The sequence below is a fragment of the Deefgea piscis genome (assembly GCF_013284055.1).
Classification (GTDB): Bacteria; Pseudomonadota; Gammaproteobacteria; order Burkholderiales; family Chitinibacteraceae; genus Deefgea; species Deefgea piscis.
In genome coordinates this window covers 2,421,739-2,434,996 of record NZ_CP054143.1, presented here as the reverse complement: position 1 = coordinate 2,434,996, position 13,258 = coordinate 2,421,739, and the positions used below count along the sequence as shown (strand labels likewise).

Sequence of the window (13,258 nt, the reverse complement as noted above, 5' to 3'; positions counted from 1 at the left end):
CTTTTAAAATCAGACAATAAATCTATGCAGCATTAAGCTTCAGTTGCTGGCGTAGTCGTTACTTCTTGACCACCTTGGGTAGCATCGCCACCCGTTACTGCGACAGTTACGCGTGGTGGTGGCAAGCTTTTCGGCGGACGCGGTTCACGACCAGCCATAATATCCAACACTTGCTCACGATCAATCGTTTCCCACTCCATCAAAGCATTGGTCATCGCTTCAACTTTATCGCGGTTTTCTTCAAGAATTTTCTCTGCAACGGCATACTGCTCATCAATAATTCGGCGAATCTCTGCATCAACCTGCTGCATCGTAGCTTCTGACATATTTTTATGTGTCGTCACTGAACGACCTAAAAACACCTCGCCTTCATTATCGCCATAAACCATTGGGCCTAATTTCTCAGTCATCCCGTAGCGAGTCACCATATCACGCGCCATACCGGTGGCACGCTCAAAGTCATTCGACGCACCAGTCGAAATACGATGAATAAATAAGTCTTCCGCAACACGACCACCAAACAAAATCGCCAAACGATTTAGCATTTGATCTTTATACAGAGAAAAACTATCACGCTCAGGCAATTGCCAAGTCAAACCTAAAGCTCGACCGCGTGGCATGATGGTCACTTTATGCACCGGATCAGTACCCGGCAGCATTTCAGCAACGACCGCATGACCTGATTCGTGATACGCCGTTGCACGACGATCTTCTTCAGTCATAACCATGCTACGACGCTCTGGACCCATGTAAATTTTGTCTTTTGCTGACTCAAAGTCGGCCATATCAACCAAGCGCTTCGCGCGTCGTGCTGCAAACAGCGCGGCTTCATTGACCAAGTTAGCCAAATCAGCACCCGACATGCCTGGTGTACCGCGAGCAATAATCGATGCATCAACATCATTCGCGATCGGCACTTTACGCATATGAACCGCCAGAATCTGCTCACGGCCACGAATATCCGGCAAAGACACGGTAACTTGTCGGTCAAAACGACCTGGACGCAACAAAGCAGGATCAAGTACATCGGGACGATTGGTTGCGGCGATAACGATAATGCCTGAATTGCCTTCAAAGCCGTCCATTTCAACCAGCATTTGGTTTAATGTTTGCTCGCGCTCATCATTGCCGCCGCCCATACCCGCACCGCGCTGACGACCTACCGCATCAATTTCATCAATAAAGATGATACACGGCGCATTTTTCTTGGCGTTTTCAAACATGTCGCGAACGCGTGCGGCACCAACACCGACAAACATTTCAACAAAATCAGAACCCGAAATCGAGAAAAATGGCACTTTTGCTTCACCAGCAATCGCTTTCGCCAGCAAGGTTTTACCAGTACCTGGAGAACCTACCAGCAAGATCCCGCAAGGCATGCGGCCACCTAAACTTTGATACTTGCTAGGGTCACGCAAATAATCAACGATTTCAGAGACTTCTTCTTTGGCTTCGTCGCAACCGGCAACATCCGCAAAAGTCACCGAATTATTGTTTTCATCCAGCATTTTGGCTTTTGATTTACCAAAGCTAAAAGCACCGCCTTTACCGCCGCCTTGCATCTTATTCATAAAGAAGATCCAAACGCCGATCAGCAACAACATTGGCGCCCAATTGACAAGCAAACTCATCAATAGACCTTGCTCTTCTTCGGCCTTGGCAGAAAACTTCACATTATATTTAATTAGCGTATCAACCAAACGGTAATCAAATGGCGCCAAGGTGGAATAACCTGCCCCATCGGCTTTTTTACCGCGAATCAATTGACCACGTAAAGGATTACCTTCGATTTCAGCACTAGCAATACGGCCTTGCTCAACATCCGTCATAAACTGCGAATACGGGATTTGAGTCGAGCCATCTTGATGCTTAGAAAATTGATTAAATACCGTCATCAGCACTAAGCCAACGACGAGCCAAATGGCGATATTCTTGCCGAGATTATTCAAGGCTTTGCTCCTGAGTTTCCCAAAACGAGGGATGATGAAAACATTTTACCTGTTTAGGACTTTTTTTGTTTACCCAATAAATAGACTTCGGGACTACGATCACGTGAAGCCTTTGGTTTTCGAGTCACAACCGACGCAAAAGTTTCACGCATCGCGCTCATATACTCGGTAAATCCATAACCTTGAAACACTTTAACCAATAAATGACCGCCGGGCTTCAATTGTTCACGTGCAAATTCCAAAGCCAGCTCGCACAAATACATACTACGAGCCTGATCCGTATCGGCATTACCCGTTATATTGGGGGCAATATCACAAATGACAAGGTCTAACTGGCGGCCATTTAGCAAAGCGCTAAACTCAGCCAAGACTTCATCCTCACGAAAATCGCCTTGTACAAATTCAACGCCACGAATCGGGTCCATTTCTAAAATATCTAGCGCAAACACACGCCCATGCGGCCCTACTTTTTTAGCCGCAACTTGACACCAACTGCCTGGCGCAGCACCCAAGTCGGCCACCCAAATACCGGGCTTAAGTAATTTATCTTTCTCATCAATTTCGATGAGCTTATAAGCAGCACGTGCACGATAGCCATCTTTTTTGGCCATCTGTACATAGTGGTCATTAACATGCTCTTGTAGCCATACATTACTGGAATTAGAACGAGCCATCAGGTAAACTATCCGGTTATTTCAAGGTTTTTAAGGTTAATCTCATGCTACAACTCACTGCAGATCAATGCCGACATTTGCGTAGCTTAGCGCACCATCTCAATCCGGTCGTGATGATTGGTAGCTCAGGCTTGACCGACGCTGTGATGCGCGAAATTGCGGTCAATTTAGATGCGCACGAGCTAATTAAGGTTCGCGTATTGGGCGACGATCGCGAAGCGCGGGTTCAGTTTATGGAAAAAATCTGTGCTGATCTTGGTGCTTGCCCAGTGCAACACTTAGGCAAACTGCTGCTTATTTTCCGCCCAAGCAATACTGACAAACCGAAAATCTTACTGCCTAAGCCAAAAAAGGTAGCAAAATAAAACAGGGGCGGCTTAGCCGCCCTTTTTAATGCTCGCTAGACCATATATACACTAGGCCAAAAATGCTCTGCATTAAATAAATCAAACTTGAAATGGTATGCCACTGCGCCAAACCACCACCAAACATACCCTCTGCGGCATTACTTACCACGGGCTTTAATTCGGCGATCAACGGAAAAATCGCAAACTGATTAATCAGTGTACACAGCAACATACTCAAAATCAGCCACAACCGCAGACTTTTAAATGCGCTAAGGCCATTAAACCAAATCTGCCAGATTGCCAAAAATACCCCAGCGACAATCCCGATCCAGCCAATCACATAAAACAACTTCCCCGCCACCATCCCGGCAACGGCTTTATCTAAACTAGTGAATAAGGCGGGCGCAACGACCATGCCGATAATCCACATCCCACCAATCCAAAGGGTGGTCAGTACATTCTTTAGTCCATTAGCCATGACGTATATGAATGGCGCATCGGTGTGCAATAAGCCTCACACATATACCCACCCTATCTCCGCGTAGTTTAGATGTATTTTACTGCCAAAATTTCATACTCACGAATGCCACCCGGCGCCATCACTTCCGCCACATCTTCGGCATATTTACCAATCAAAGCACGCGCAATCGGGCTTGATACGGAGATTTTACCGGCTTTAATATCCGCCTCATCATCACCAACAATTTGGTAAGTCACTTCAGCTTCACTTTCCAAATCTTGCAGCAAAATCGTTGCGCCAAACACAATGCGACCTTCGGCGGTTTCTTCCAAATCTTTTGGATTAATAATTTGTCCATTGGACAACTTCGCTTCCAACTCAGCAATACGCCCTTCAACAAAGCCTTGCTTTTCTTTGGCCGCATCATACTCGGCATTTTCTGACAAATCGCCATGCGAGCGCGCTTCGGCGATCGCAGCAATCACAGTCGGACGCTCTACACTTTTTAAGTGCGCCAACTCAACTTTAAGCCTTTCAGCACCAACCACTGTGAGTGGGACCTTAACCATACTTTTTCTCCACTTAGTAATGACATCGCCACCACCAATAAAAACAAGAGCCGCCATCCCAATCTGGAACGGCGGCTTCACTTGAAGTGCAATACGTTATCAGTTATTTAACTGCAGATGCAAGTCTTGTAAACTATAAACGTTCAATTCTTTCATATCACGAATCCCCACGCAGGCCGCTTTTGCACCAGCAATGGTCGTGAACACCGGCAACTTGGCCTTCAACGCTTCATGACGAATCGAGTAACTATCTTGAATCGCTTGGCGACGCTCATCGACAGTATTAAAGATCATACCAACCTGACCATTAACGATCATATCAACGACATGCGGACGACCTTCAGTCACCTTATTCACTGCAGTTACCGCAACACCCGCAGCGGCAATCACAGCAGCAGTACCCTTAGTTGCCAACACCTTAAAGCCAAGTTTGGCCAAAATGGTGGCGCATTCAATCGCTGCAGGTTTATCACCTTCGCGCACCGAAATAAACACACTACCTTGTGTCGGCAATACCACACCTGCTGCCAATTGTGATTTCACAAACGCTTCAGCAAAAGTCGTACCCACGCCCATGACTTCGCCGGTTGACTTCATTTCTGGACCCAAAATTGAATCCACACCAGGGAATTTTGCGAATGGGAATACCGCTTCTTTCACCGAGTAGTACGGTGGAATCACTTCAACCGTCACGCCTTGCGACACCAAAGACTGGCCCACCATACAACGCGCAGCCACTTTTGCTAACGCCACGCTGGTGGCTTTGGATACGTATGGCACGGTACGTGAAGCACGTGGATTCACTTCCAGCACAAACACCTTGGCTTCATCACCCTTACCTTGAATCGCAAATTGCACATTCATCAAACCAACAACGTTCAAGCCTTTGGCCATCAACACGGTTTGACGACGCAATTCGTCTTGCAATTCTTTCGAGAGCGAATACGGTGGCAATGAGCATGCAGAGTCACCGGAGTGAACACCAGCTTGTTCGATATGCTCCATAATGCCGCCGATGATGACATCAGTACCATCAGAAATGGCATCCACATCCACTTCAATCGCGTCGTTCAAGAAGCGATCAAGCAGCACAGGAGAATCATTCGATACTTTCACCGCTTCGCGCATATAGCGCTCAAGATCTTTATCTGAATGCACGATTTCCATCGCGCGGCCACCCAATACATACGATGGACGAACCACCAATGGATAACCCAACTCACGTGCCAAATGCAAGGCATCTTGCTCAGTACGTGCTGTCGCGTTAGGCGGTTGACGCAATTGCAAGTCTTGCAATAGTTTTTGGAAACGCTCGCGATCTTCCGCTGCGTCGATCATGTCTGGGCTGGTACCGACAATTGGCACACCGTTCGCTTCTAAAGCGCGCGCCAATTTCAATGGCGTTTGACCACCGTACTGCACAATCACGCCAAATGGTTTTTCAACCGCAACGATTTCGAGCACGTCTTCCAGCGTTAATGGCTCGAAATACAAACGATCAGACGTATCGTAATCGGTTGAAACGGTTTCTGGATTGCAATTGACCATAATGGTTTCGTAACCATCTTCGCGCAAAGCCAGAGCAGCATGCACGCAGCAATAATCAAACTCAATACCTTGACCAATGCGGTTCGGGCCACCGCCCAAAATCATTACTTTCTTTTTGTTGGTCGGCGCAGCTTCGCATTCTTCTTCGTAAGTCGAATACATATACGCAGTATCGCTCGCAAACTCAGCAGCACAAGTATCTACACGCTTATACACTGGGCGAACACCAAATGCGTGACGCGCTTTACGCACGGCATTTTGATCGCAACCGAGCAAAGTACCCAAACGGCGATCCGAGAAACCTTTGCGTTTTAATTTGCGGAATTCGGCTTTAGTCAGGCTATCTACTGAACGACCGCGCAAGGCCGCTTCATCCTTGAGCAAATCTTCGATTTGCACCAAGAACCACGGGTCAATTTTTGAAATTTCATGAATTTCAGCCATCGACAAACCAACGCGGAAGGCATCCGCCACATACCACAGACGCTCTGGACCTGGCGTTGCGATTTCTGATTCGATTTTCATACGATCAGTGCAAATTTCGTCAAAACCTGACATGCCAGTTTCAAGACCACGCAATGCTTTTTGCAATGATTCTTGTTGGGTACGGCCAATAGCCATCACCTCACCCACCGACTTCATTTGTGTCGTTAGGCGATCATTAGCTTGCGGGAATTTCTCGAACGCGAAACGTGGGATTTTAGTCACCACGTAATCGATTGAAGGCTCAAACGACGCTGGAGTTTTGCCACCCGTAATTTCGTTTTTAAGCTCATCCAGCGTATAACCCACAGCCAATTTGGCGGCGACTTTCGCAATCGGGAAGCCGGTTGCTTTTGACGCCAACGCGCTTGAACGCGAAACACGGGGGTTCATTTCGATCACAATCAAACGGCCATCAGCAGGATTAACCGAGAACTGCACGTTCGAGCCGCCGGTATCCACGCCGATTTCACGCAATACCGCAATCGATGCATTACGCATGATTTGGTATTCTTTGTCCGTCAGCGTTTGCGCTGGCGCAACCGTGATTGAGTCACCGGTATGCACGCCCATTGGGTCTAAGTTTTCAATCGAGCAGATAATGATGCAGTTGTCGTTCTTATCACGAACCACTTCCATCTCATATTCTTTCCAGCCCAAGAGCGATTCTTCAATCAACAATTCTTTGGTTGGCGAGAGGTCAAGACCGCGGGTACAGATCTCGATAAATTCTTGCATATTGTAGGCAATACCACCGCCCGAGCCACCCATCGTGAACGATGGACGAATAATCGTCGGAAAGCCCACTTGCGCTTGCACCGCCAATGATTCTTCTAAGCTATGCGCAATCCCTGAACGCGCCGAACCCAGACCAATCTTATCCATCGCCACTTTAAATTTTTGACGATCTTCAGCCTTGTCGATGGCTTCTGGCGTTGCGCCAATTAATTCAACGTTGTATTTGTCGAGTACGCCGTGGTGCCACAAATCGAGTGCACAGTTCAGCGCGGTTTGGCCACCCATCGTCGGCAAGATCGCATCTGGGCGCTCTTTCTCGATGATTTTTTCTACCACTTGCCACGTAATTGGCTCGATGTAAGTCACATCGGCCATATTCGGGTCGGTCATGATGGTGGCAGGATTGCTATTCACCAAAATGACTTTGTAACCCTCTTCGCGCAGCGCTTTACAAGCTTGCGCGCCAGAGTAGTCAAATTCACACGCTTGGCCGATCACAATCGGGCCAGCGCCAATAATCAATATGCTTTTAAGGTCGGTACGTTTTGGCATTGTGCTGTCAGGTTTGCGCGTTAAAAGGTGGTTTTCACCTCAACTTTTAATCGCGCAACACCTAGCTCCTTTATTAACTACGTGGATTAATCAGTTTGATTGAGCAGGCTTACTCGGCAACGCCACTTAAGCCTTACGCTCTGCCATTTGCGCAATAAACTTATCAAACAAGTACGCCACATCGTGTGGACCTGGGCTGGCTTCTGGGTGGCCTTGGAATGAAAATGCCGGCGTATCGGTCAATTCAATCCCTTGCACCGTGCCATCAAACAACGAGCGATGCGTTACGCGAACGTTAGCCGGCAAGCTGGTTTCATCCACTTGAAAGCCATGATTCTGACTGGTAATCATCACATGCTTGCTATCCAAATCTTGCACTGGATGGTTGGCACCGTGGTGACCAAATTTCATTTTGCTGGTTTTACCGCCAGCAGCCAAACCGAGTAACTGATGGCCCAAGCAAATACCAAAAATTGGCAGCTTTTTGGTCAACAAGGTTTGAATCGCGCTGATGGCGTAATCACATGGCTCAGGATCGCCAGGGCCGTTCGACAAGAACACGCCGTCTGGATTGAGCGCCAACACGTCAGCCGCAGGCGTTTGCGCTGGTACCACAGTCAGTTTGCAACCACGTTCAGCCAACATACGCAGGATATTGTGTTTCACACCGTAGTCATAAGCGACCACGTGAAAACGTGGATTCGATTGCACGGTATAACCAACGCCTAATTTCCATTCGGCAGTTGACCATTCAAAGGCTTTATCGCACGTCACCACTTTGGCTAAGTCTTGGCCGGCCATTGAGCCAAACGATTTGGCTTTAGCGACTGCCGCAGCTTCATCGATATTTTCGCCAGTCACGATGCAACCTGGCTGAGCGCCTTTCTCACGCAAAATACGGGTTAATTTACGGGTATCGATATCAGCAATAGCCACGACGTTGTTTTGCTTGAGATACTCCCCCAAGCTCATTGTCGAGCGAAAGTTAGAATGCAGCAGAGGTAGATCGCGAATAATCAAGCCTTCAGCAAAAACTGCGCGGCTTTCAGCGTCTTCTGGGTTAACACCGTAATTACCAATATGCGGGTAAGTCAGCGTAACAATCTGCTTGGTATAAGAAGGGTCGGTTAAGATTTCTTGATAACCCGTCATTGAGGTATTAAATACCACCTCACCAAGGGTTTCACCATCAGAACCAATAGAAATTCCATGAAAAATAGTGCCATCGGCAAGGGCCAAAATGGCAGGGCTAGCGGCTGGCGTGGGAACTGTCGTAGACACGGGGCGGCTCCAGGGCATTGCGCCCAATAAGTCAAAATCGGTGGCGTAGGCGTAGAAAAACGGGATAAGGTTGCCCCACCCCGTTTCACACATACAAAATTGGCCGAATTCTACCCTAAAAGCCCTTTCCCATCAATGCCAATCAATTCGCCGCACGCTTATTTACCAAGCAAGCTTTCAACTTGCGCCACCAAAGCGCTGACTTTTTGATGCGGCGCAAATCGCCCCACCACGCGCCCTTCGCGATCGACTAAAAACTTGGTGAAATTCCAATGAATCCGACCTAAACGCAAAAACCCCGCTTGTTGCTGCTTTAAGTAAGTAAACAAGGGTTCAGCCCGAGGGCCATTGACTTCAATCTTGGCAAACATCGGAAAATCAGCCGCAAAGCGCAATTGGCAAAACTGGGCAATCTCAGTGGCACTACCGGGCTCTTGCCCGCCAAACTGATTACACGGGAAGCCCAGCACCAGCAAACCGCGCTCACGATACTGCTGATAGAGCTGCTGCAAATCGGCATATTGCGGCGTAAACCCACAGGCACTGGCCACATTCACAATCAGCAACACTTGCCCACGAAAATCCGCCATCGGCTGCACTTGACCTGACAACGTTGTGACAGAAAAATCATAAATACTTTGCATCGCTTACTCGTTTATTCTTATTGCGTGTATTGTCGCTGGACTTAAACTCAGCCCCAGCTCATATCGCCACCAAGGACCACCTATGCACATTGCCAGTGGCTACGCTCACGGCCCACGGCCTACGCCGCAAGTGGCGATTGCCGCAGTCAGCGCGGCCATGGCACGCGGCGGACTCAGCCAAGCGGGCTCAATTTATTTGTTTTTATCGATGCACTTTCAGCACGATATCAGCAATTGCTTACGAGCGGTCACGCAAGTGACTGGCAGCTTTGACATTTTTGGCGCCAGTGCCGCGGGCGTATTTAGTGATCAAGATTGGTCGCTCGACGCCCCCGCTGCTGCCGCGCTGGTGCTACCCGCGCAAATGCAGCGCCCAAGCAGTAGCGATTATTTTTCATTGGCCGCACCGAACACCATCAATTCGCACTGGCTCAATCAAGGCGGTCGGCGCTTTGGCGGCATTGCTGGGGATGCCACCGGCCAAGGTGCTTACGCCATCTGGCAACAAGGCCGCCCGCACACTGGATTTATCCAAACCCCGCTCACCCCACGCGACATCATCGTCTCGCAAGGCTTTCAAGCACTCAGCCCGTTTTATACCATCACCGCCAGCAACGGGCTGATGCTCGACAGCCTTGAGCATCAGCCCGCTTATCTCACCCTCAAACCTTGGCTAAACCTACACCCCTTACACCACCTAATGGCGGGCCTGAACGACGGCACTCACACCACATGGATTCCGGTGATTGGGGTAGATGAGCGCAAACAATCGGTCATGCTCGCGCATGCCGCACCACCAGCGATGCAATTGTGTTGGGGGCACTTTGACAGCCAATCGGCCAGCCATGACCTAGGGCTCCAATTGATGCGGCGCCTTGCCGGAAAACGACAACCCAAATGGGCTTTAGTCATTTCAGGGCACCGCCGGGTGATTGCCGGCAATGGTTTACACGAACCGGATTGGTCGGCGATTCGCTGCGCCTTACCGGGCGTGCCCTTTGCTGGATTTTACGGCAATGGCCAGATTGTACCGCTCGCCAAAAGCAACCAAGTAGTTGACAATAGCGTGGTCATTGCACTTTTTGACTAAACCAACCCAGCAAAAACCAACCCACAATGCAAAGCAAAATTGGCCCAAGCCGATTGACTGCGAGCAACTACAGCCAGCTAAGCCGTGTTGCTACGCCGGCTTTGCAATTGCAAACTAAAGACCCTGATCGACGCTATGTTATTTAATCCCAGCCGCGACGAAGCGCGCCGTTTTTTTATTCAAACCTGGCAAAAACACCTACAAAACCAAGCGCTCGCTGACTTAGAAGCGGTACTGGTTGATGTTTTGATGGCGCACCCGGAATACCACAACTATTTAAGCATTGATTATCTTGATCACGATTGGCCGCCCGAGCATGGCGACACCAATCCTTTCTTGCATCTGAGCTTGCATCTGGCGCTGGCCGAGCAACTCTCAATCGATCAACCCGCTGGCGTGCGGCAACTGTACCAACAACTGCATCAGCAACAAGGCGACGCGCATAAAGCGCTGCACATCATGCTCGATTGCCTCGCTGAAATGATCTGGCAAGCGCAGCGCAACCAAACGCAGCCCGATCCTGCGATTTACCTTGCCGGCATTCGCCGTCACCTTGGCCTATTCCAATAAGCAGGTATATGTCTGCAAATTAATCCCATCAAAAATCGCAGACATATACCCACTCACCTCACATTGATTCCACATTAATTCAGTCAGCACCGTACAAGGACTTCATGCTCAACTCCCCTCTTGTGGTTTTAGACTTTGAAACCACCGGCCTATCGCCTGCGATGGGCGCACGCATTACCGAAGTCGCCGCACTGCGCGTGATCAACGGCAAGGTGGTGGATAAATTGGTAACGCTAGTCAATTGCGGCGTGCGTATACCGCGCGAGATTACACAAATCACCGGCATCACGCAGGCCATGGTCAATACCGCCCCGCAAGCCCGCGAGGTCGTACCAGCGCTGATTGACTTTATCGGCAACGATGCGCTGGCGGCACATAACGCCAGCTTCGATCAAAAGTTCCTACTGGCTGAAAGCCAACACCTTGGCCTGACGCCGCGCCATTCACAACTGGTTTGCTCGTTATTGCTATCGCGCCGAGTATTGCCACAGATGCACAGCCACAAACTGGGTGAGTTGGCCAAAGCGCTCAATATTCGCTTTAACGGCAACGCCCACCGCGCCGAAGCCGACGCCGAAGTCACCGTTGCGCTCATCACGCACCTATTAAAAACCCTACGCCAGCAACATGGCTGCCAGCAGATTGACACTGAGCTGCTAGTGCAAATCAACAAACAAGTCGCCGCCAAAGTGCCGCAATTTTTAAAAACCCGCGCATCCAACACCAACCATTAAGCACCAACACACGCATCGCGCACAAAAAAAAGCGGCCTACTGGCCGCTTTTTAAATACCTCTTAATCTTTAAGCGCCATCACGGCTTTGCCGCATAATGGCATTCACCGCCGCAAAACCCGCACGCATTTCTGCCGAAACCGGCTGGCCTAGTTTACTCACCAAGATCACCGCAAAAGTAGACAACACAAAGCCCGGAACAATTTCATACAAACCGAACCATGCATATTGCTTCCAAATCAACACCGTGAGCGCGCCAACAATAATCCCAGCCAAAGCGCCATTACGCGTCATGCCTTGCCACAATAACGACAAAATAATCACTGGCCCAAATGCCGCGCCAAAACCAGCCCAAGCATAACTCACCATTTTTAACACTTGGCTATTTGGATTAGACGCCAAAATAATCGCCACCAACGAAATCAGCAGCACCATGGCGCGACCAAACCACACCAATTCATTTTGCGAAGCTTGTTTACGTAAAAAGCTCTTATAAATATCTTCGGTCAGGGCACTCGAACACACCAATAGTTGGCACGACAACGTACTCATCACCGCCGCCAATATCGACGCTAAAAACAAACCCGCCAACCATGGATTAAATAATTGCTTGGCCAATTCGATAAACACCGTTTCAGGCTGAGCATTCACCCCCAGCGCCATCGTTGGATGTTGTGCAAAATAAGCAAAACCAAAAAAACCCACGCCAACCGCACCCAATAAACACAAAAACATCCACGTCATACTGATACGGCGCGCTTGTGGAATCACGTCCACCGATTCCGCGGCCATAAATCGCACCAAAATATGCGGTTGGCCAAAGTAACCCAAACCCCAAGCCAGCAAAGAAATCAGCGCCACCGCATCCAAAGAACCCCAAATATCCAAATGCTTAGGACTCACCATCGCAATATGCGCCACACCAACCGAAAAACCACCGCTGGAAAAAATCACCATCATTGGCACTAAAATCAAGGCCGTAATCATCAATGACGCTTGAATCGTATCGGTCCAACTCACCGCCAAAAACCCACCAATTAACACATAAGAAATCGTCGCCGCAGCTCCGACCCACAACGCCGTTTCATATGACAATCCAAACATATTTTCAAACAATCGCGCACCGGCCACGACGCCTGAAGCGCAATACAGCGTAAAGAACACCAAAATCACCACCGCCGTCACAATCCGCAACATATGGCTTTTGTCTTCAAAGCGATTGCTCAGATAGTCAGGCAAAGTCAATGCATTACCGCATTGCTCGGTATAGGCTCGCAACCGAGCTGCAACAAAGCGCCAATTCAAATACGCCCCAACCAGCAAACCAATTGCAATCCAAGCCTCAGACAAACCCACCAAAAAAATAGCCCCTGGCAAGCCCATTAACAGCCAGCCACTCATGTCAGACGCCCCTGCCGACAGCGCCGTGACAAAGCTACCTAAACTTCGTCCACCTAAAATGTAATCAGATAAATTATTGGTTGCACGATATCCCAACCAACCAATCGCCAGCATGCCCACCAAATAAACCGTAAACGTCACCAAGGTTGGTGTATTTGCAATAATCAAAACGAACTCCCCTTTATGCATGTACAAAAAAAATCAGACTAATCCACCACT

Annotated in this window: 12 protein-coding genes; 4 read left to right on the top strand and 8 right to left on the bottom strand. The window is 49.0% G+C overall.

What is annotated here, in order from left to right:
* Positions 1–32 precede the first annotated feature (32 nt).
* Both ftsH and HQN60_RS11355 read right to left on the bottom strand, forming a co-directional pair.
* The gene (gene ftsH / locus HQN60_RS11360) at positions 33–1,949 is read right to left on the bottom strand and encodes an ATP-dependent zinc metalloprotease FtsH (RefSeq protein WP_173533752.1); all 1,917 of its coding nucleotides are present in this window, start codon (positions 1,947–1,949) and stop codon (positions 33–35) included.
* 53 nt (positions 1,950–2,002) lie between these two features.
* The gene (locus HQN60_RS11355) at positions 2,003–2,626 is read right to left on the bottom strand and encodes an RlmE family RNA methyltransferase (protein WP_173534696.1); all 624 of its coding nucleotides are present in this window, start codon (positions 2,624–2,626) and stop codon (positions 2,003–2,005) included.
* Between the two features lie 41 nt (positions 2,627–2,667).
* Here HQN60_RS11355 and yhbY point away from each other — a divergent pair, with 41 nt between their 5' ends.
* Positions 2,668–2,988, top strand: a complete 321-nt coding sequence (gene yhbY / locus HQN60_RS11350) for a ribosome assembly RNA-binding protein YhbY (RefSeq protein ID WP_173533751.1) — start codon at positions 2,668–2,670, stop codon at positions 2,986–2,988.
* Positions 2,989–3,013: 25 nt separating this feature from the next.
* On the opposite strand, the gene HQN60_RS11345 is transcribed toward yhbY, so the two are convergent.
* The 5 genes from HQN60_RS11345 to HQN60_RS11325 form a co-directional block, all read right to left on the bottom strand.
* The gene (locus HQN60_RS11345; protein ID WP_173533750.1) at positions 3,014–3,448 is read right to left on the bottom strand and encodes a DUF4149 domain-containing protein; all 435 of its coding nucleotides are present in this window, start codon (positions 3,446–3,448) and stop codon (positions 3,014–3,016) included.
* A gap of 68 nt (positions 3,449–3,516) precedes the next feature.
* On the bottom strand, positions 3,517–3,999 hold the full coding sequence (gene greA / locus HQN60_RS11340) for a transcription elongation factor GreA (protein WP_173533749.1): 483 nt from the start codon (positions 3,997–3,999) through the stop codon (positions 3,517–3,519).
* Between the two features lie 99 nt (positions 4,000–4,098).
* Positions 4,099–7,320 (bottom strand): carbamoyl-phosphate synthase large subunit, encoded by a 3,222-nt coding sequence (gene carB / locus HQN60_RS11335; RefSeq protein WP_173533748.1) that lies wholly within the window; start codon positions 7,318–7,320, stop codon positions 4,099–4,101.
* 126 nt (positions 7,321–7,446) lie between these two features.
* Complete coding sequence (gene carA / locus HQN60_RS11330) at positions 7,447–8,601, bottom strand: glutamine-hydrolyzing carbamoyl-phosphate synthase small subunit (RefSeq protein ID WP_254456620.1); 1,155 nt, start codon at positions 8,599–8,601, stop codon at positions 7,447–7,449.
* A gap of 158 nt (positions 8,602–8,759) precedes the next feature.
* Positions 8,760–9,245, bottom strand: a complete 486-nt coding sequence (locus tag HQN60_RS11325) for a glutathione peroxidase (RefSeq protein WP_173533747.1) — start codon at positions 9,243–9,245, stop codon at positions 8,760–8,762.
* A gap of 82 nt (positions 9,246–9,327) precedes the next feature.
* Between HQN60_RS11325 and HQN60_RS11320 the strand changes: the two genes are divergently transcribed.
* The 3 genes from HQN60_RS11320 (at position 9,328) to HQN60_RS11310 (ending at position 11,639) form a co-directional block, all read left to right on the top strand.
* Positions 9,328–10,335: an FIST N-terminal domain-containing protein gene (locus HQN60_RS11320; protein ID WP_173533746.1), complete on the top strand. Its 1,008-nt coding sequence runs from the start codon at positions 9,328–9,330 to the stop codon at positions 10,333–10,335.
* A gap of 135 nt (positions 10,336–10,470) precedes the next feature.
* The gene (locus HQN60_RS11315) at positions 10,471–10,905 is read left to right on the top strand and encodes a DUF1841 family protein (RefSeq protein ID WP_173533745.1); all 435 of its coding nucleotides are present in this window, start codon (positions 10,471–10,473) and stop codon (positions 10,903–10,905) included.
* Between the two features lie 104 nt (positions 10,906–11,009).
* On the top strand, positions 11,010–11,639 hold the full coding sequence (locus HQN60_RS11310; protein WP_173533744.1) for a 3'-5' exonuclease: 630 nt from the start codon (positions 11,010–11,012) through the stop codon (positions 11,637–11,639).
* A 68-nt stretch (positions 11,640–11,707) separates the two neighbouring features.
* Here HQN60_RS11310 and putP read toward each other — a convergent pair whose 3' ends face one another.
* Complete coding sequence (gene putP / locus HQN60_RS11305; protein ID WP_254456719.1) at positions 11,708–13,153, bottom strand: sodium/proline symporter PutP; 1,446 nt, start codon at positions 13,151–13,153, stop codon at positions 11,708–11,710.
* Between the last annotated feature and the right edge of the window lie 105 nt (positions 13,154–13,258).